General features: G+C 59.5%; 21 protein-coding genes. 18 read left to right on the top strand and 3 right to left on the bottom strand.

What is annotated here, in order from left to right; all coding sequences use genetic code 11:
• Positions 1–73 precede the first annotated feature (73 nt).
• From IEV54_RS09270 to IEV54_RS09290, 5 genes are all read left to right on the top strand, one after another.
• A complete protein-coding gene (locus IEV54_RS09270) occupies positions 74–571 on the top strand; it encodes an Lrp/AsnC family transcriptional regulator (protein ID WP_150278372.1) in 498 nt (165 codons plus the stop codon).
• Between the two features lie 103 nt (positions 572–674).
• Complete coding sequence (locus IEV54_RS09275) at positions 675–875, top strand: DUF2788 domain-containing protein (RefSeq protein WP_373286434.1); 201 nt, start codon at positions 675–677, stop codon at positions 873–875.
• Between the two features lie 87 nt (positions 876–962).
• Complete coding sequence (locus tag IEV54_RS09280; RefSeq protein ID WP_150278371.1) at positions 963–1,613, top strand: TetR/AcrR family transcriptional regulator; 651 nt, start codon at positions 963–965, stop codon at positions 1,611–1,613.
• On the top strand, positions 1,600–3,258 hold the full coding sequence (locus tag IEV54_RS09285; RefSeq protein ID WP_150278370.1) for an acyl-CoA dehydrogenase family protein: 1,659 nt from the start codon (positions 1,600–1,602) through the stop codon (positions 3,256–3,258). The genes IEV54_RS09280 and IEV54_RS09285 overlap by 14 nt, the downstream gene beginning before the upstream one ends.
• A gap of 121 nt (positions 3,259–3,379) precedes the next feature.
• Complete coding sequence (locus IEV54_RS09290) at positions 3,380–4,027, top strand: pseudouridine synthase (protein ID WP_150278369.1); 648 nt, start codon at positions 3,380–3,382, stop codon at positions 4,025–4,027.
• A gap of 45 nt (positions 4,028–4,072) precedes the next feature.
• Here the strand turns inward: IEV54_RS09290 and IEV54_RS09295 are convergent, their stop codons facing one another.
• Positions 4,073–4,495, bottom strand: coding sequence for an Mpo1 family 2-hydroxy fatty acid dioxygenase (locus IEV54_RS09295; protein WP_150278368.1), 423 nt, complete (start codon positions 4,493–4,495; stop codon positions 4,073–4,075).
• 146 nt (positions 4,496–4,641) lie between these two features.
• On the opposite strand from IEV54_RS09295, the gene IEV54_RS09300 reads away from it, so the two are divergent.
• The 5 genes from IEV54_RS09300 to IEV54_RS09320 are packed head-to-tail and all read left to right on the top strand — an operon-like array spanning position 4,642 to position 8,645.
• Complete coding sequence (locus tag IEV54_RS09300; protein ID WP_150278367.1) at positions 4,642–5,442, top strand: hydroxymethylpyrimidine/phosphomethylpyrimidine kinase; 801 nt, start codon at positions 4,642–4,644, stop codon at positions 5,440–5,442.
• A complete protein-coding gene (thiE, locus tag IEV54_RS09305; protein WP_150278366.1) occupies positions 5,439–6,077 on the top strand; it encodes a thiamine phosphate synthase in 639 nt (212 codons plus the stop codon). Before IEV54_RS09300 ends, thiE begins: the two co-directional genes overlap by 4 nt.
• Before the next feature lie 11 nt (positions 6,078–6,088).
• Positions 6,089–7,369, top strand: a complete 1,281-nt coding sequence (gene hemL / locus IEV54_RS09310; protein ID WP_150278365.1) for a glutamate-1-semialdehyde 2,1-aminomutase — start codon at positions 6,089–6,091, stop codon at positions 7,367–7,369.
• Positions 7,366–8,037: a hypothetical protein gene (locus IEV54_RS09315; protein WP_150278364.1), complete on the top strand. Its 672-nt coding sequence runs from the start codon at positions 7,366–7,368 to the stop codon at positions 8,035–8,037. The genes hemL and IEV54_RS09315 overlap by 4 nt, the downstream gene beginning before the upstream one ends.
• An 8-nt stretch (positions 8,038–8,045) precedes the next feature.
• Complete coding sequence (locus IEV54_RS09320; protein WP_188434398.1) at positions 8,046–8,645, top strand: tetratricopeptide repeat protein; 600 nt, start codon at positions 8,046–8,048, stop codon at positions 8,643–8,645.
• 7 nt (positions 8,646–8,652) lie between these two features.
• On the opposite strand, the gene IEV54_RS09325 is transcribed toward IEV54_RS09320, so the two are convergent.
• The gene (locus IEV54_RS09325) at positions 8,653–8,976 is read right to left on the bottom strand and encodes a DUF1820 family protein (RefSeq protein WP_150278362.1); all 324 of its coding nucleotides are present in this window, start codon (positions 8,974–8,976) and stop codon (positions 8,653–8,655) included.
• A 137-nt stretch (positions 8,977–9,113) separates the two neighbouring features.
• Between IEV54_RS09325 and miaB the strand changes: the two genes are divergently transcribed.
• The 5 genes from miaB to lnt all read left to right on the top strand — a co-directional run bounded on the left by miaB (position 9,114) and on the right by lnt (position 14,541).
• On the top strand, positions 9,114–10,454 hold the full coding sequence (gene miaB / locus IEV54_RS09330) for a tRNA (N6-isopentenyl adenosine(37)-C2)-methylthiotransferase MiaB (RefSeq protein WP_150278361.1): 1,341 nt from the start codon (positions 9,114–9,116) through the stop codon (positions 10,452–10,454).
• A gap of 145 nt (positions 10,455–10,599) precedes the next feature.
• Entirely contained in the window at positions 10,600–11,613 is a 1,014-nt protein-coding gene (locus IEV54_RS09335; protein ID WP_150278360.1) for a PhoH family protein, read from the top strand.
• Complete coding sequence (gene ybeY, locus IEV54_RS09340) at positions 11,603–12,076, top strand: rRNA maturation RNase YbeY (protein WP_150278359.1); 474 nt, start codon at positions 11,603–11,605, stop codon at positions 12,074–12,076. The genes IEV54_RS09335 and ybeY overlap by 11 nt, the downstream gene beginning before the upstream one ends.
• 64 nt (positions 12,077–12,140) lie before the next feature.
• Complete coding sequence (locus IEV54_RS09345; RefSeq protein ID WP_150278358.1) at positions 12,141–12,980, top strand: CorC family transporter; 840 nt, start codon at positions 12,141–12,143, stop codon at positions 12,978–12,980.
• A 7-nt stretch (positions 12,981–12,987) separates the two neighbouring features.
• The gene (gene lnt, locus IEV54_RS09350; protein WP_150278357.1) at positions 12,988–14,541 is read left to right on the top strand and encodes an apolipoprotein N-acyltransferase; all 1,554 of its coding nucleotides are present in this window, start codon (positions 12,988–12,990) and stop codon (positions 14,539–14,541) included.
• Here lnt and IEV54_RS09355 read toward each other — a convergent pair.
• Positions 14,461–14,754: a hypothetical protein gene (locus IEV54_RS09355; RefSeq protein ID WP_150278356.1), complete on the bottom strand. Its 294-nt coding sequence runs from the start codon at positions 14,752–14,754 to the stop codon at positions 14,461–14,463. The two genes, lnt and IEV54_RS09355, sit on opposite strands and share 81 nt — an antisense overlap.
• 262 nt (positions 14,755–15,016) lie before the next feature.
• Between IEV54_RS09355 and leuS the strand changes: the two genes are divergently transcribed.
• The 3 genes from leuS to holA are packed head-to-tail and all read left to right on the top strand — an operon-like array spanning position 15,017 to position 19,244.
• Entirely contained in the window at positions 15,017–17,623 is a 2,607-nt protein-coding gene (gene leuS / locus IEV54_RS09360; protein WP_150278355.1) for a leucine--tRNA ligase, read from the top strand.
• Positions 17,624–17,642: 19 nt separating this feature from the next.
• Positions 17,643–18,191 (top strand): LPS-assembly lipoprotein LptE, encoded by a 549-nt coding sequence (locus tag IEV54_RS09365; protein ID WP_188434400.1) that lies wholly within the window; start codon positions 17,643–17,645, stop codon positions 18,189–18,191.
• 6 nt (positions 18,192–18,197) lie between these two features.
• Positions 18,198–19,244: a DNA polymerase III subunit delta gene (holA, locus tag IEV54_RS09370; RefSeq protein ID WP_150278353.1), complete on the top strand. Its 1,047-nt coding sequence runs from the start codon at positions 18,198–18,200 to the stop codon at positions 19,242–19,244.
• Position 19,245: the final 1 nt, after the last annotated feature.

Here is a 19,245-nt window from a genome sequence, read left to right on the forward strand (position 1 = left end):
ATTGCACATATGCGTTACCTTTCAGCAATATATTATGCTTATTACGTTTTATTGAGCAATAAAGGATCAAAACATGACAAATGATCACAATCTCGACCGCTACGACCTGAAGATACTTGCCGCATTGCAGCATGACGCAAGCATCAGCAACCAGGAACTGGCAGAACATATCGGCTTATCGCCTTCGCCCTGCTCAAGGCGGGTCAAGCAGTTGGAAGACAGCGGCTATATACGGCGTCAGGTCGCGCTGCTTGAGCCACGTCGACTGGGCCTGACCCTCACCGCTTTTGTGATGATCGGCATGGATAGACACACACCTGAACGCTTTGCAGGCTTTGAAACCGCGATCCGCGACTGCCCCGAAGTGCTCGATTGCTGCCTGGTCACAGGTATGGACGCAGACTATCAGCTGCGGGTCGTCGTTCCCGATATGGAACACTACCAGCAGTTCCTGTTGGGCCGCCTGACGCGTATCGACGGCGTATCGAGCGTACGCTCAAGCTTCGTACTTAACCAGATAGTCGGCAGCACCGAACTGCCACTTGGCCATCTGCAAAATTCCGTATCCTAGCGTCACCAACCTTACACCTGCGACAAGGCACCACAGGCCCCAGGCAGAGATTTCGGTATAATGTTGACCCAGATCAATAACTTTTATCGAATGGGAGAGTTTTGTGAGCTATCAAGAATTTGAAGCCTTGGCCATGCCCCTGATGATCTTTGCTCTGGTTGCATTCATGGGCTACATCGTCTGGGATCTGGCAAAAAAATCAAAAGCAGGCCGATACGGCACTGCAGTTCTCTTCACCGGCCTTGGACTCGGCGTCATGGGCTTCGTTATCAAAGCAGTCCTCATCGGACAACTGGACGTCTGAAAACCCCGCCCCTATGGCGCAATTCCCTCCTGCATGAAGATCTGAATCCTGATTCACTGTTCGAATAGATGAATCAGGATTCATACAATGGCCTATCGCACTACTGAAGCCCGACTCGAGCGTGACCAGGCTCTGCGCGAACACATTCTGGGTTGCGCGCTGCACCAGGTAGCCGATGGCGGCTTCGCCGCACTGACCATGAACTCCCTGGCAGAAAGCGCAGGCATTGCTACCGGCAGCCTGTATCGCTACTTTCCTGGCAAGGCAGCACTGGCCTGCGAAGTCTTCACGCGCGCAACCCGGGTTGAAATAGACAGCCTGAAAGTCGCTTTCGCTAGTCAGGGTGACGCGGCGCACCGATTGCGCCGGGGTATCACCCAGTTCGCCACCCGCGCCTGGCACAGCCGACAGCTGGCCTACGCATTGATCGCCGAACCCGTCGAAGCAGAGGTTGATGCCCAGCGGCTGCGCTACCGCGAGGCCTATGCCGAACTCTTCACCCGGCTGATTCGTGAAGGTAACGCTGACGGCAGCTTCAATGTACCCAATATCCCTGTCACTGCGGCCTGCATGGTCGGTACCGTGGCCGAATCACTGATCGGTCCGCTGTCCCCACAGGCACGTGCGCTCAGGGCCAGCGGCCTGCCCAGCGAAAGCCTCGAAAGCGTCACCAGCGCCCTCACCCTGTTCTGTCTGCGCGCCCTCGGCGCCAAGGAGTCTGACCATGCAAACCACTGACCACGCCTCGCTGTATGCGGAAACCCATGAGGTCACCAATCAGGCTCCGCCCCTGGAAGGTATCAACCTGTACCGCGCGGACCTGCCATTGCAGGAGTGGGTACGTCGCTTCGGCGGCGGTTGGGCCGATGAGCACCTGGAGGCCTATGGCAAACTCACCGGGGACTCGTTGATGCAGGCCGGCTTTCTCGCCAACGAGAACAAGCCTGTATTGAAAAGTCATGATCGCTTTGGCAACCGGATCGATGTGGTTGAATTTCATCCCGCCTACCATGAGCTGATGACCGCAGGCATCGCCCAGGGCATAACATCTGCGCCCTGGGCGAACTCCAGGCCAGGCGCGCATGTCGCTCGGGCGGCGAGCATGTACCTGCACAACCAGATTGAATCAGGCACCTGCTGCCCGATGACCATGACTTACGCGTGTATCCCGAGCCTGCGCATGCAGCCAGATCTGGCCGAGACGTGGCTGCCCAAGATCCTCTCGGGCCAGTACGATCCGCGCAATCTGCCGATAGGGCAGAAGACGGGCGCGACCATAGGTATGGCGATGACCGAGAAGCAGGGCGGCACTGATCTACGCGCCAACACCACCCGCGCGCAGCCCATTGGCGCCGGCGGACCAGGCCAGGCATACGAACTGGTCGGCCATAAATGGTTCTGTTCAGCGCCGATGTGCGACGCATTCCTGACCCTGGCGCAGACCAAAAAAGGCTTGAGCTGCTTTCTGCTGCCCCGCCACCGGCCTGACGGTAGCCGCAATCAGTTTTACATCCAGCGCCTGAAAAACAAGCTCGGCAACTGGGCCAATGCCTCGAGCGAAGTGGAGTACCGTGGTGCGTTGGCCTGGATGGTTGGCGAAGAAGGCCGCGGCATCCCGACCATTATCGAGATGGTCTCGCTGACCCGCTTTGATTGCATGATCGGCTCCAGCTCGCTGATGCGCCAGGCCCTGACCCAGGCTACACACCACTGCGCATACCGCGCAGTAGGCGGCCGCCCGCTGGCCGAGCAACCATTGATGCAGAACGTGCTGGCTGATCTTGCCCTGGAGAGCGAAGCCGCGCTGGCACTGACCATGCGCATGGGCAAGGCAATCGACAGCGGCAGCGACGAACACGAGAAAAAATTCGCCCGGCTGGTCACCGCAATAGGCAAATACTGGATATGCAAACGCGCGCCGGGAATGATCAATGAGGCCCAGGAATGCCTCGGCGGCGCCGGTTACGTGGAGGAAAACATCATGCCGCGGCTGTACCGCGAAGCGCCGGTAAATTCGATATGGGAAGGCTCGGGCAATGTGCAATGCCTGGACGTGCTGCGCGCCTTGTCAAAGGAGCCGGGCGTTCTGGAGGTGCTGTTCAGCGAACTGGGAGACGGTCACGGCGATGCTCACCTGACCCGCCATATCCAGCAGATAAAGGCGGATTTTGGCGATACCGATGACATCCAGTACCGCGCCCGGCAGCTGACCGAAGACGTGGCCGTAGCGTTACAGGCCAAACTACTGCTTGAGGCGGGCAATGCAACAGTGTCCGACGCCTTTATCGCCAGCCGTATAGCCGGGCACGGCCGCGCCTTCGGCACCCTACCGCGCGGTACCGATGTCGCGGCCCTGGTGGCACGCGCAACGCCGGCGGGTTGATTTTCTGGCGTTGATTTCAACTTCCTCGGCCGAGATGGAACTCGGCCACTCCCGGAATTCGGCTCGACACATCTACCGGCCCGCACTAGCATCACCTGTTCACCCACTGTCAGATTTGCCTATGCCTGCCAAACACCCTCGACGCCCTACCCCCCCAATTTCTGGCAAGTCGACAACCCCGCGCCGCAAGCCCGCACCGCGGCCGGCCGTCTGCCTGCTTGTGGCACTGAACAAGCCGTTTGATGTACTAACCCAGTTCACCGATGGACAAGGCCGCCGGACACTCAAGGATTTTGTCGACGTGCCAGGTATCTACCCGGCTGGCCGCCTGGATCGCGACAGCGAAGGTCTGTTACTGCTGACAAACGACGGGCATTTACAGGCACGCATAACCGACCCGAAACACAAACTGGCGAAAACCTACTGGGTGCAGGTCGACGGAGTACCTACCGAAATCCAACTGCAGGCGCTGCGTCATGGCGTTACCCTGAAGGACGGCCCCACCTTGCCTGCCGATGTGGAGCAGATTGCCGAGCCTGAGCTATGGCCACGGGACCCACCGGTGCGCTACCGGGCCAATATCCCTACCAGTTGGCTGAGCGTTACCATACGTGAGGGCCGCAACCGGCAGGTGCGCCGCATGACTGCAGCGGTCGGCTTGCCGACGCTGCGCCTGGTTCGGGTACGAATTGGCGACTGGACTTTGGGGGATCTGCAGCCGGGTCAGTGGCGGGAACTGAACGCGGCTGCCAATAACTGTCAGGCATAGCTATTACGCTGCCGACCTGCCTGTCGAGACGAGACTCGCGGTTACCTAGTAGCGCAGTCCGACTGTCCGGAATAGCGCGCCAACCAGCCAGATCGGACCAATCAGCAGAAACTGCAGATCCTTGAAAAAGGATGGTTTTTTACCTTCCAGGTGATGGCCGATGAACTGACCGATCCAGGCCAGCACAAAAATCGCGACGCAGGGCCAGAAAACAACGGTCATGTTCCAGAGAGTCAGCAGCATGAGCAGGCTGACCACCAGCATCACAGCCGCTATCCGCCAGGACAACATCGTATAGAAGGCCATGGCAGCGGCCACCGCTATTACCGACACCCAAGGATCAATTGCCCAGAGGATGCCCAGAACACTGAAGGTTATCAATGGCACACAGATCCAGTGCAGCAGCTTGTTGACCGCGTTTTGATGACTTTCTCCGTACTGATCGAACCACTGATCTATCGCACGCATGCTCTACTCCAATTATTTTTGTAGGTTGTCAGTTGAGAATTCGCCCACAGGCCATGGCGGCCCAAGATACGTCCGGTGATAATTACCGGCCGCAAAGCACTGCTGCTCCCCTGCCGACACCCAACGCATGATGGTAAGCTTAGCCCATGAAAACACTACTCCCTTTTCGCCCCGTGGTTCTCTGTCTTTCCGGTCATGATCCGTCCGGCGGAGCCGGCCTGCAGGCCGATATCGAGGCATTGATAGCCCAGGGCTGTCATGCAGCGCCAACAATAACAGCACTGACCGTACAGAACACCGTGAATGTCAGCGACTTCCGCGTGCTAGACCGCGAATGGGTGCTGGCTCAGGCCAACGCGGTGCTGAATGACATGCCCGTGTCGGCGGTAAAGCTCGGCATGCTGGGCAACCTGACCATGGTCGAGACCATCATCGAGTTGCTGCAGGATCACCCTGAACTCCCGCTGGTATGCGATCCGGTGCTGCGCGCAGGGGGCGGTGGCTCGTTGGGCAAGGACGACGTCGCCCTGGCCCTGCGGGAAAATCTGCTGCCTATTGCTCTGATTGCCACACCCAATCTGCCCGAGGCGCGCATTCTGGCCGAGCTGCCCGAAGGCACTGCCGATGAATGCGCCGCCCGGCTGCTGCCTTACTGTCGTAACCTGCTGATTACCGGCGGCCATGGCGATGAGAGCGAAATTCACAACCGCTTGTATTGCCGGGACGGCAGTCAGCACACCTTTACCTGCCAGCGCCTGCCAGGCAATTACCACGGATCCGGCTGCACCCTGGCCAGCGCCCTGGCCGGCCGCCTGGCGCTCGGGGAGGAGCTGGTCAGCGCAGTACGCTCGGCGCTGGACTATACCTGGCGGACTCTGCGTGATGCCGAGCAGCCCGGCCTGGGTCAGTACGTGCCCCGGCGGCTACCGCTGGATTTCTGTTCATGAGTGAACAGCTCCACGGTCTGTATGCGATCACCGACAGTCATCTGCTCACCCAGGGCCGACTCTTGCCCTGGGTAGACGCTGCCCTCGCAGGTGGCGCGCGGATACTGCAATACCGGGACAAGTCAGACGATCCGGCTCGCCGGCTCGACGAGGCCAGGCAGCTCAAGGGCCTGTGCGAATATTATGGGGCAACACTGATCATCAATGATGATCTGCCGCTGGCTGCTGAATTGGGTGTGGGCCTGCATCTGGGTCGTGATGACGGATGCCTGCGCGAAGCCCGTGCACAACTCGGCAATAACGCAATCATTGGCGCAACCTGCCACGCCGACCTGATGTTTGCCGAACAGGCCCAGGCCGCCGGTGCCAGCTACATCGCCTTCGGCCGCTTTTTCCAGTCCGTTACCAAACCCGGTACGCCCCAGGCGACGCCGGTGCTGCTGGAGCAGGCTCGTCAGCGATTCAGCCTGCCCATAGTGGCCATCGGCGGTATCACGCTGCATAACGCCCCGCAGCTTATTGGCGCCGGCGCCAACATGCTCGCCGTGGTCAATGGCCTGTTCGGCGCGCCCAGTGCTGTCGAAGTCGAGCGTCGTGCCCGCGGTTTTACCGAACTCTTCCAGTCAACATTTTGAAGGAACCCTCCATGTCCCGCTCCGAAACCCTCTTTGCCAACGCCCAGAAACACATACCTGGCGGCGTGAACTCGCCGGTACGCGCCTTCAAAAGCGTCGGCGGCACGCCGCTTTTCTTCAAGCATGCCGAGGGTGCTTACGTAGTAGACGAGGACGACAAGCGCTACGTCGACTATGTCGGTTCCTGGGGACCGATGATTCTCGGTCATGCCCACCCGGCGGTGCTGGATGCAGTTCGCGAGCAGCTGCAGCATGGCCTGTCCTTTGGCGCGCCGACGGCAATGGAAACCGAGATGGCCGATCTGGTCTGCAGCCTGGTCCCCTCCATGGAGATGGTACGCATGACCAGCTCGGGCACCGAAGCCACCATGAGCGCCATCCGGCTTGCCCGCGGCTATACCGGTCGCGACAACATCATCAAGTTCGAGGGCTGCTACCACGGGCACTCCGACAGCCTGCTGGTCAAGGCCGGTTCAGGCGCTCTTACCCAGGGCGTGCCCAGTTCGGCTGGCGTTCCTGCCGATTTTGCCAAGCACACCCTGACACTGCCATTCAATGACATCGGCGCCGTCGAGACCATGCTCACGGAATTGGGCAGCAGCGTAGCCTGCATTATCGTCGAGCCAGTGGCCGGCAACATGAACTGCGTGCCACCGGTGCCGGGCTTTCTGGAGGGCTTGCGCCAGCTCTGTGATCAGCATGGTGTGGTGTTGATATTCGATGAGGTAATGACCGGTTTTCGCGTGGCCCTCGGCGGCGCCCAGGCGCACTATGGCGTCACACCGGACATCACCACCTTCGGCAAGATTATCGGTGGTGGGATGCCCGTAGGCTGCTTCGGCGGCAAGCGCGACATCATGGAGGTGATCGCTCCCATGGGGCCGGTTTATCAGGCCGGCACCCTGTCAGGTAATCCGCTGGCCATGGCCGCCGGCCTGACCACGCTGAAACTGCTCAAGCGCCCCGGCTTCCACGCCGAGCTGAGCGACTACACAGCACGGATGCTCGCAGGGCTGCAGGAGCGGGCCGACGCGGCGTCAATACCCTTTGTTACCACCCAGGCAGGTGGCATGTTTGGCCTGTATTTCTCCGGAGCCGATGACATTCTGACCTTTGATGATGTGATGGCAGGCGATGTGGAACGCTTCAAGCGCTTTTTCCATCTGATGCTCGCTGGCGGCGTTTACCTGGCGCCCAGTGCGTTCGAAGCTGGCTTCACTTCCATTGCCCACGGCGAAACCGAGCTCAAACTCACGCTGGATGCGGCAGAAAAGGCCTTTGCCGCCCTATGACTGCCATCGTCTATGTGCTGCTTGGAGCAAGTGCGCTGGGACTCTGCGTGTGGCTTTGGCGCCATAGAGTTGGCCGACGCGAAGGCGCACGGGGCGCCATAACCGCCGGCCTGGTCGCTCTGGTGCTGGTTGCCAGTAGCGCCCTGCCCCTGGCGTTTGTGCAATGGGACATGGTTGGCAAGAGCGTCGAGCATGCCCAACGCATCATGGGGCTTGCGGCGCAACATATGAGCCTGCCCCTGCTGGGGTTTGCGTGCCTCTATCTGGCCAGCGGCTGGCGCTGGCAGCCGGTGATATGGAGCCGCATCATTCTGGGCATTCTCGCTTTCTACGAGCTGTCGCGGTACCTGGAGTGGCAGACGGGCTACCTCTGGCTGCTGACTCTGATCGGCGCAGTGGGGCTGGCTGCAAGCGGCTTACTCAACATCGGCAGGGACCGCAGGGTGGGCATTCTCTGTCTGGCTGCCATCGTTTGCCTGCTGGCGCCGACGCTGATCAGCGGACTTACCGGCCAACTGCCGTTGCTGAGCCTGCTGGATGCCTCGAGCCACGCCAGCTGGTTGATACCCGGCTTCATAGCCGCCGGAATGGCGGTTGGCGTGCTTGCCGAACAGGCGCACAATGATAGCCAGAATCAACCCGAACACGAGACACCTTCAGAGTCATGATCATTCCCATGCGCAAACCCTTTCTGTTCCTCTGCCTGGTGACTGGAATTACCAGCACGACGGTGTACGCGCAGGAGCAGGACGGCAATCCCCTGCTGGTCAGTACCGAGGAAAGGTGTGCCTTCAACCGGGTGGATGATGAGAGCCTGGAGCTGGCACTGGAGGCCTGCCGCAGCGCCGCAGAAAATGGCGACCTGCAGGCACAATATGAAATGGGGGAGTTCTTTTACCAGGGTGAACGGGTCGAGCGCGACATCGAAAAGGCCCTAGAGTGGTTCGAGCGGGCCTCAATTCAAGGGCACCCCCGCGCGCAGTACCAATTGGGGCTCATGCACTACCAGGGAGAAGGCGTTACCCGTAATCTGCCCCAGGCGTACATCATTCTGAAAATGTCGGCAGTCAACGGCGAGGAAGCGGCCATGGATGCCAGCGACCGGATAGCACTGCAGATGAACGAGAACGAGCTTTCAGTAGCCACCCATGTACTGGGTACGCTGTTCCGCGATTATCTGACCCAACTCCGCGAAGAACAGCTGCAGCAACTGCAGAATCAGCAGCCAGGTCCGATCGGCCCCTCAGTCCCCGCCGTTGAGTCCCCTGATCCTTGATGCTTGATCAGTTTTGCGGAGGCATCGGGAAGCTCATGACGTTACCACCGCCTTTGGCTTCACTGATCTTGGCCTGACCGATTCGCTCAACTTCATCTATGCGCACAATCGACTGCAGGGGGATAAAACTGCGCTCCACACCCTCGAACTGGGTCTTGAGCTTTTCTTCCGCAGGATCAACCAGCAACTGGGAACGCTCACCGAAGAGCAATTCCTCTATTTCCAGGAATCCCCAGAGATCGCTCTGGAATATGTTGCGCGCATACAACTCGTACACCTGCCCCTGATTGAGGAAGATCACGCGAAAAATCGGTTGTTTGTCTTTGCTCATAGCTGAACTGTAAGAACCTGTGGCAAGCGAGCCGGACCAGTGCATCCGACGGGCGCGGATGATACCACAGCGCAGGACATCGGCTTCCTCATCAGTGTATAATTTCGCTTTTGACGAGGCTACGCCCAGCGCATCCCATGGCCAAGAAACTCTTTATTCAGACCCACGGCTGCCAGATGAACGAGTATGACAGCTCGCGCATGGCCGACCTGCTTGGTGAAAACCAGGCGATGGAAATGACCGATCGCCCGGATGAAGCCGATATCATCCTGCTCAATACCTGTTCGATTCGTGAGAAAGCCCAGGAAAAGGTTTTTTCCGAATTGGGCCGTTGGCGACCACTGAAGGAAAAGAATCCTGACCTGATCATCGGCGTCGGCGGCTGCGTGGCCAGCCAGGAAGGCTCGGCCATTCGCGACCGCGCACCCTACGTGGATGTGGTTTTTGGCCCGCAGACGCTGCACCGGCTGCCGGAAATGATCAACGCCGCACGCACTACAAACAAGCCGCAGGTTGATGTGTCTTTCCCGGAAATCGAGAAATTCGACCGTCTGCCCGAACCCCGCGTTGACGGCCCTACTGCGTTCGTCTCGATCATGGAAGGCTGCAGCAAATACTGCAGCTTCTGTGTGGTGCCCTACACCCGAGGCGAAGAAGTCAGCCGCCCCTTCGATGACGTGCTCGCAGAGTGCATACATCTTGCCGAAAACGGCGTGCGTGAAATCACCCTGTTGGGCCAGAACGTCAATGGCTATCGCGGTCAGACCCATGAAGGCACGATAGCCGACCTGGCCGACCTGATTCGCGTGATCGCCGAGATCGACGGCATCGACCGTATCCGCTACACCACGTCGCATCCGCTGGAGTTTTCCGACAGCCTGATTCGCGCCCATGCCGAAGTGCCGGAACTGGTCAAGTACCTCCACCTGCCAGTCCAGTCCGGCTCAGACAGGGTGCTGGCTGGCATGAAGCGCAATCACACTGCCCTGGAATACAAATCGCGGGTGCGCAAGTTGCGTGCGGCGGTGCCGGACATGATTCTGAGCTCGGACTTCATCATCGGCTTCCCCGGCGAGACCGAAAAGGATTTCGAGCAGACGATGAAGCTGGTAGAGGACGTCGGATTCGATTTCTCCTACTCCTTTATCTACAGCGCCCGACCCGGCACACCGGCCTCTGACCTGCCCGACACAACGCCTGTCGAGGTCAAGAAGCAGCGTCTGCAAATTCTGCAGAATCGTCTGAATCAGCAGGGATTCGACAACAGTCGTCGCATGATCGGCACGGTGCAGCGCATTCTGGTCAGTGATTACTCTAAGAAGGACCCAGGCATGCTCCAGGGCCGGACCGAGCACAACCGTATCGTCAACTTCCGCTGCGACAATCCGCGCCTGATAGGACAGTTCGTGGACGTGGTTATCGATGAGGCTCTGCCGCATTCCCTGCGTGGCACGCTGATGGCCGAGACCGTCCACTGAACCGTCCATTCAAACACGCCCGCAAGCCCTTCCGGAACGCGCACCCGCGGTGCGCGCAGACCGCTGATCGCGGCATCTTTGCATCGCGCCTCTGGCGCGCTATGCTGTGATTTCCCGACTATTACGAGGTTACTGACAGATTATTTTGAACGCTCCCCTGCACATCCATCGTTTCAGCATCGAACCCGTCGACCCCCGCCGCCTGGCCAGCCTGTGCGGCCAGTTCGATGAACATCTTCTGCTCATCGAGCAGCGCCTGGGTCTTGAGGTTCGTAATCGCGGCAATCAATTCGAGCTGATTGGCGAGGCCGAACTGGCCCGCTCGGCTGAAGCAGTGCTGCGCCAGCTGTACCGGGAAACCCGTGACCAGGCCGAACTGGCTCCCGATACGGTTCACCTGTTTCTACAGGAATCCGGGCTGGAGAATCTCAGCGAGACTCTCTACAACGGCGCAGGGAATGCACCTGTAGTTTTGCGCACCCGACGCATGGCGATTCAGCCGCGCGGGCCGAACCAGCAAAGCTACGTGCGTTCAATTCAGGAATACGACATCAATTTCGGCATTGGTCCGGCCGGCACCGGCAAGACCTATCTTGCCGTTGCCTGCGCGGTTGATGCGCTGGAGCGGGAACAGGTGCGGCGCATCCTGCTGGTCCGTCCCGCGGTCGAGGCCGGCGAGAAACTCGGTTTTCTGCCGGGGGATCTGGCACAGAAGATCGACCCTTACCTGCGCCCGCTGTATGACGCGCTCTACGAGATGCTCGGGTTCGAGAACGTGGCCAAGCTGATCGAAAAGCAGGTAATCGAAGTCGCTCCCCTGGCTTACATGCGTGGCCGCACCCTGAATAACAGCTTTATTATTCTGGATGAAAGCCAGAACACCACGCTGGAGCAGATGAAGATGTTCCTGACGCGCATCGGCTTTGGTTCCACCGCGGTAATAACTGGTGACGTGACCCAGGTCGACCTGCCCCGCGGTACCAAGTCGGGCCTGTCACACGTTGTTGATGTCCTCAAAGACGTGAAAGGTATCGGCTTCACCCACTTCAAATCCAAGGACGTGGTGCGCCACCCGCTGGTGCAGCGCATTGTCGAGGCCTACGACCGCTTCGAGTTGCGTCAGGAAGGCGAGCGCAAGGAACGCAGTAATGAGTCCTGATCCGGCACCCCTCGAACTGGATATACAGCGCGCCAGCACTGCTGCCGAGCTGCCCGACGACGAGAGCTTCAGGCACTGGGCCGGGCTCGCCCTCTCGGACCGACCCGGCCACGAACTGACTATTCGCCTGGTCGACGAGGAAGAAAGCCAGACTCTCAACCGGGAATACCGGCACAAGGACTATCCGACCAATGTGCTGTCCTTTCCTGCCGACCTGCCACCCGAGCTGAATATACCGTTGCTGGGCGATCTGGTGATCTGCGCTCCTGTTGTGGCGCGCGAAGCCGAGGAGCAGGAAAAGCCGTTGCAGGCACACTGGGCCCACATGGTCATTCACGGCTGCCTGCATCTGATTGGCTACGACCATATGGAAGATGCACAAGCCGATGAAATGGAATCGCTGGAGCGCCAGCTGCTGGCGCAATTGGGTATTGCCGACCCGTATTTGAGCGAATCCCTGTAACACAATACCTATTACAACTGTTTCCAAACGCTATACACATTTCCACAACGAGTAGAAAGGAACCATGAGCGAAGATCGATCGACCAACGGACACAAGACCTGGCTGGACAAACTGGTCCAGGCTTTTGTCCATGAACCCAAGAACCGCCAGGAACTGCTGGAACTGTTGCGCGAAGCGCATGCCAACGAAGTACTGGATATCGAGGCACTGTCGATTATCGAGGGCGCGCTGCAGGTCTCCGACATGCAGGTACGCGACATCATGATCCCACGCTCGCAGATGATCACCATCCGCTCGAGCCAGTCACCCCGCGAGTTTCTGCCTGAAGTGATCGAGGCGGCCCACTCGCGGTTCCCGGTCACCGGCGACAGCCTGGATGATGTGCTGGGTATTCTCCTCGCCAAGGACCTGCTGCCCCTGCTGCTAGAGGAAAACACCGAGCGTTTCAACATCAAGGAAATCCTCCGTCCGGCCACCTGCGTGCCCGAGTCCAAACGCTTGAACGTGCTCCTCAAGGAGTTTCGTGCCACGCGCAATCACATGGCTATCGTGATTGACGAGTACGGCGGCGTTTCCGGCCTGGTGACCATCGAGGACGTGCTTGAGCAGATTGTCGGTGACATCGAAGACGAGCACGACATAGACGAAGACAGCCAGATCAAGCCGCTGCATAGCGGTGATTTCCTGGTTAAGGGGCTGACTCCGATCGAAGACTTCAACGAGCATTTCGGCACCGAGTTCCCGGATGAGGAATTCGATACCGTGGGCGGCCTGGTAATGAATGCATTTGGTCATTTGCCAAGACGCAACGAGGTCGTCGAGCTGGACGGGTTCCGCGTGCGCGTGCTCAATTCAGACAGCCGCCGGGTGCACCTGCTGCGGGTAACCGTCGTCGAATCCTGAGAATGCCATGCCCCTGCTGAACACCCTACTCAACTGGCTGCGCGCGCCCGGCTGGCCGGGCCATCTGTTGGCTCTGCTGGCAGGCGCGCTGAGTACCCTTGCGCTCAGCCCTTTCGGGCTGTGGCCGCTGGGTCTGCTCTCGGTCGCCTTGCTGTTCCAGGGGCTCCAACAATTACAACCCGGTCAGGCAGCACTGCGCGGCTGGTTCTGGGGTCTGGGTCTGTTCGCCAGCGGCGTATCCTGGGTATATATCAGCATCCATGTGCATGGCTATGCTTCGCCGATTCTCGCCGGACTGCTGACCGCCGGCTTTGTCGCCGGTCTGGCCCTGGTGATCGCGCTGATGGCATGGCTATGGGCCCGCTGGTTGCGGCCCACAGGCAATCCCTGGCTGGCCTGCTGGGGATTTGCTGCGCTCTGGGTGCTGCAGGAGGTTTTCCGCGGCTGGTTTCTCACTGGTTTTCCCTGGCTCTACCACGGATATGGGCATACCGACACCTGGCTGGCAGGTTGGGCGCCGCTAGGCGGCGTCTGGCTGTTGAGCTTTCTGAGCGTTTTGTCCGCCTGCCTGCTGAGCGAGCCGGGCCTGTGGCGGAGTATCCGGTCAGCCAGCACGGGCACTGCCCTGTTGCTGGTCATCTGGCTGGGCGGTATGGGCCTTTCCACACTGGAATGGACGCAACCTACCGGCTCGCCGTTGTCAGTTGCACTGATTCAGGCGGACATCCCCCAGTCACGCAAATGGGATCCGGATCACATTGACCAGACCCTGACACTCTATCGCGATCTGAGCATCGCCCTGGCGCCTGTTGATCTGATCCTGTGGCCCGAGACCGCCGTTCCGGTTCTGCAGAGCCAGGCGCTGGCCTTTACCAACGGCATGGCCGCGCGCCTTGCGGAACAGGGCACCACACTGATTACCGGCATCCCGGTGGATGAGTACGACAATGATGTACTACAGATCTATAATGGCATCATGGTTGCGGGTCAGCAGGATGAGCAATACCTGAAACACAAACTGGTCCCCTTCGGCGAATATGTTCCACTGGAGGAGGTCCTGCGCGGTTTGATCGCCTTCTTCGACCTGCCCATGTCGAGCTTTACCCGCGGACCTGCCGTTCAGCAGCCACTAAAAGCCGCCGGATACCGACTCGCGCCCTTCATCTGTTATGAAGCGGTATACCCGCATTTTGCCGCACGCCTGGCAGCGCAAAGCGAGCTGCTCATTACCATCAGCAATGATAGCTGGTTTGGTCGTTCGATCGGCCCCCTGCAGCACCTGCAGATGGCGCGCATGAGGGCAATGGAAAGCGGCCGCTGGATGATCCGCGGCACCAACAACGGGGTGACCGCGCTGATTGATCATCGGGGCAGAATTACCCAGCGCATACCGCAGTTCGAGCAGGCGGTACTGACTGGCGAAGTGCAGCCCCGCACAGGGCTGACGCCCTATTTGCACTGGCCAGACTGGCCATTATGGCTAGTGGTGCTGGCCTGTCTCGCAGGCTGCGCGGTAAAGCGCCAGCGAGCTCGCAGAATTGCCCCCGCCACCAGGAAGTGAAACGCCGCTCTCCAGTGCCTGCAGAATACGCCAGAGCAGCCGTTGATCCTCCTGTGTCAGGCCGTTGAGCTCCAGCTCCGTCAGAGCCGGAGGGTTTCCCTCCATCCACTGGCGCGTGCGCGCCATATCCATTGCCTGATCCAGACGACGCAACAGTCGTCCGTAGGAGGAATCCCGGCTCCGCTCGTGCGATTCGGGTACCGTCCCTTTCATGAAACTCGTCTCCTCTGGTGTAGGCCTGCGTTGAAAATCCGCTCGCCAGATAACCTGAGCATAGTTGCCTTGAGCCGCTACGCAGGTCCGCGGCGACGAATGGCATGGGCTACCTGCTTGCAGCCCGGTGGTGTATCCTGCGCTATTGATTTATGCAGCGGCCTGTCCAGCATCGATTGACTGCTCCAAGGGCGTCTCCGGGATCACCGCAGACCCGCGCTGCATGACTACCTTTTCCGCCAGACGAGCCCAGACCGTTCACATGCAAGAACAGTATTCTCCCCGCGATATAGAAAGCACAGCCCAGACAGAATGGACCCGCAACGAAGTCTTCAAGGTAACCGAGACTCCGGACCAGAACACCTTCTACTGCCTGTCCATGTTCCCCTACCCCAGCGGCAAGCTGCACATGGGGCACGTGCGCAATTACACCATCGGCGACGTGATCAGCCGCTACCATCGCATGCAGGGCCGCAACGTGCTGCAACCCATGGGGTGGGACGCGTTCGGCATGCCTGCGGAAAATGCGGCAATGAACAACAACGTAGCGCCGGCCAAGTGGACCTACGACAACATCGACTACATGCGCACCCAGCTGAAAAGCCTGGGGTTGGCGATGGACTGGTCGCGGGAATTTGCCACCTGTACGCCACAGTATTATCGCTGGGAGCAGTGGCTGTTTACCCGGCTGTTCGAGAAGGGCGTTATCTATCGCAAGAACGGCACCGTCAACTGGGATCCGATCGACCAGACTGTTCTGGCCAACGAGCAGGTTATCGACGGCCGGGGCTGGCGCAGCGGCGCGTTGATCGAGAAACGCGAAATACCGATGTATTATTTCCGTATAACCGACTACGCGGAAGAACTGCTGACTTCCCTGGACGGCCTGACCGGCTGGCCTGAGCAAGTCAAGACCATGCAACGTAACTGGATTGGCAAGTCGGTAGGTATGGAAGTGCACTTCCCCTACGACCAGGCAAGTATTGGCGAGAACGGCAAGCTCAAGGTCTTCACCACCCGCCCTGACACCTTGATGGGTGTGACCTATATGGCAGTTGCAGCGGAACATCCGCTGGCCACCATCGCTGCCAAAGGTAACCCACAACTGCAAAGCTTTATCGATGAATGCAAGCGTGGCGGCGTGGCTGAAGCCGATATCGCCACCCAGGAAAAAAAGGGTATGCCGACGTCCCTGTTCGTCGAGCACCCCCTGACCGGCGAAAAGCTGCCGGTGTGGGTCGCCAATTACGTGCTGATGACCTATGGCGAGGGTGCCGTCATGGCCGTGCCTGCCCACGATGAACGCGACTTCCATTTTGCCAACCAGTACGGGCTACCCATCAAACCGGTTGTGCGCACCAGCGCTGGGGATGAAACGCCGGAACCATGGCAGGATGCCTATGGCGAGAAGGGTGAACTGATCAACTCAGAAGAGTTCGATGGGCTCGACTTTGCCAGTGCCTTGGAAGCCATCGGTGAGGTGCTGTCACAGAAAGACCTGGGCGCACCACGCACTCAATATCGTCTGCGTGACTGGGGTATCAGCCGTCAACGCTATTGGGGCTGCCCGATCCCGATCATCCACTGCGACACCTGCGGAGATGTGCCGGTACCCGAGAACCAGTTGCCCGTCATACTGCCCGAAGATGTAGTGCCCGACGGCAATGGCAGCCCCCTTGCCCGCATGCCCGAATTCTACGAATGCAGCTGCCCTACCTGCGGCGCACCGGCCAAGCGTGAAACCGACACCATGGACACCTTTGTCGAAAGCTCCTGGTATTTCGCCCGCTACGCCTCACCGCACTTTGAACAGGGCATGGTCGATCCCGCCGCTGCGAACTACTGGCTGCCGGTCGATCAGTACATCGGGGGCATCGAGCACGCCATTTTGCACCTGCTCTACGCCCGCTTCTTCCATAAACTGATGCGCGATGAAGGCTTGCTCGACTCCGATGAGCCGTTCAAGAACCTGTTGACCCAGGGCATGGTAATTGCCGAAACCTACTACCGTCTGGCCGAAAACGGCTCCAAGGTCTGGTTCAACCCAGCGGACGTTCAAGTCGAACGTGACGCCAAGGGCAAGATCGTCGCGGCCCGCCTGGCCAGTGACGGACAACCGGTGGAAATTGGCGGCGTCGAGAAGATGTCGAAATCCAAGAACAACGGCGTTGACCCGCAATCGATGATCGATCAGTACGGTGCCGACACCTGTCGTCTGTTCATGATGTTCGCCTCGCCGCCGGATATGAGTCTGGAATGGTCGGATACCGGAGTCGAGGGTGCGCATCGATTCCTGCGCCGGGTCTGGCGTCTGGCGCATCAACACGTTACTGCAGGGCCAACGCATAAGCTGGACAAGACGCGCCTGGATGATGACCAGAAAGCCGTGCGCCGTGCGATTCATCTGGCGATCCGTCAGGCAAGCCAGGATATCGGCCAGAATCACAAGTTCAATACCGCGATCGCCGCCATCATGACCCTGATGAATGTGCTGGAGAAAGCGCCGCAGGCCAGCAATCAGGATCGCGCCCTGCTGCAGGAAGGCCTTGAGGCGGTCGTGCTGCTGTTAGCGCCGATTACCCCGCACATCAGCCATGGTCTCTGGCATGCACTTGGCCACGAGGATCTGGCAGTACAGGCACAATGGCCGGTGCTGGATGAGTCCGCTCTGGTCCAGGACACCCTGCAACTGGTGATTCAGGTGAACGGCAAGCTGCGCGGGCATATCGAAGTCGAAGCCGCGGCAACGCGGGAAACAATAGAAGCAATCGCGCGCGCCAATGAAAACGTCCTGCGCTTTACCGAAGGCCTGACCATCCGCAAGGTGATTGTGGTGCCCGGTAAGCTGGTCAATATTGTCGCCAACTGACATGCAACGGAGAGCCAACATGTTAACGAACCATCATCGCCAGTTGCTTGGCTGCATGCTGATAGCCCTGAGTCTCGCGCTCAGTGGTTGTGGGTTCCACCTACGCGGTACTGGCGTGGATAACGTCCAACTCGAGGAGCTGCAGCTAAGCGCGCGCAACAGCTACGGCCAGCTGTATCGCAATATCCGCCAGGCACTGCAAATCGATGGCGTGGAAATAACCCAAACCGCTCCCTATCATCTGCAACTGCTCGAAGAGCGTGAGGACAAGACTGCCGTCAGCTATACGAGCCGTGCTACACCAGCCGAATTCGAGCTGGAGACCAGTCTCACTTTCCAGATCAGCGACGAGCGTGGCCGGGCTCTGGTAGGCCCGGCAACACTCAAATCCCAGCGACTCTTTGTCAACGATAGCGATAACCTGACCGGTACCAGCGAGGAAGAAGATCTGCTGCGCCGCGAGATGCGCAATGATCTTACCCGGCAGTTGCTGTTTCGCCTGTCCAGCCTGAGCGAAAGCGAGCTCTCGGCCCGCGAGCAGGCGCTTGACAGCCAACAGACGCCCTGAGGCCGGATGAAACTCAACGCTGGCCAGTTGGCGCGCCAACTCAAGGAAAGCCTGGCCCCGGTGTATGCAATCAGCAGCGACGAACCGCTGCTTGCCGGTGAAGCGGCCGACCAGGTCCGGGCTGCGTGCCGGCGCGATGGCAGTGAGGAACGGCTGGTCTTCCATGTGGACCGCTCCTTCGACTGGGGCCAGCTACATGACACCAGCCACAGCCTGTCACTCTTTGCTCAAAAACGCCTTGTCGAGCTGCGCATACCGGGCGGCAAACCCGGGGATGAGGGCGCCAAGGCAATACTGGCCTGGCTCGACAGCCCACCGCCTGACACCACATTACTGATCAGCCTGCCCAAACTCGATGGCAGTACCCAGCGCACCAAGTGGGCCAAGGCACTGACCGAGCATGCCAACAGCCGCTTTCTCCAGATATGGCCAGTGGATGCCCAGCAATTGCCCGGCTGGATGCGCGAGCGGCTGGCTGCCGAGGGTATTACGCCCAGTGCAGAAGCACTCGATCTGCTGAGTACCAGGGTCGAGGGCAATCTGCTCGCAGCCGAGCAGGAAATCCAGAAACTCAAACTGTACTGTGACGCCGGTCATCTCGATCTGGAGACGGTCCAGAAGGTAGTTGCCGACAGCGCCCGTTTCGATGTGTTTTCGCTGGTCGATGCCATGCTGCTGGGCCAGGCCGCACAAGCGCTCAGAATTCTGCAGGGCTTACGCGGTGAAGGGGTCGAAGCCCCCATAATACTCTGGGCACTGGCCCGGGAGATCCGTAGCCTGGCCAGCATGGCCCATGGACTCAAACAGCAGATCCCCCTCGACCGGGTCTTCGCCAGCCAACGCCCGCCGGTCTGGGACAAACGCAAGCCTGTGTTGGGCCAAGCGCTGCAGCGGCATTCCGCGACCGCCTGGGATCAGTGGCTGCAGGCGGCGCAACAGATTGATGAACAGATAAAGGGGCAACAGCCCGGCTCCGCCTGGGATGGTCTCAGCGCCATGGTGCTGGCTGTCGCCGGGGTCCGGTTAACCCTGACTGCACCCGCTCCACACTAAT

Origin of the sequence: Halopseudomonas salina (assembly GCF_014637955.1) — a bacterium.
Lineage (GTDB): Bacteria > Pseudomonadota > Gammaproteobacteria > Pseudomonadales > Pseudomonadaceae > Halopseudomonas > Halopseudomonas salina.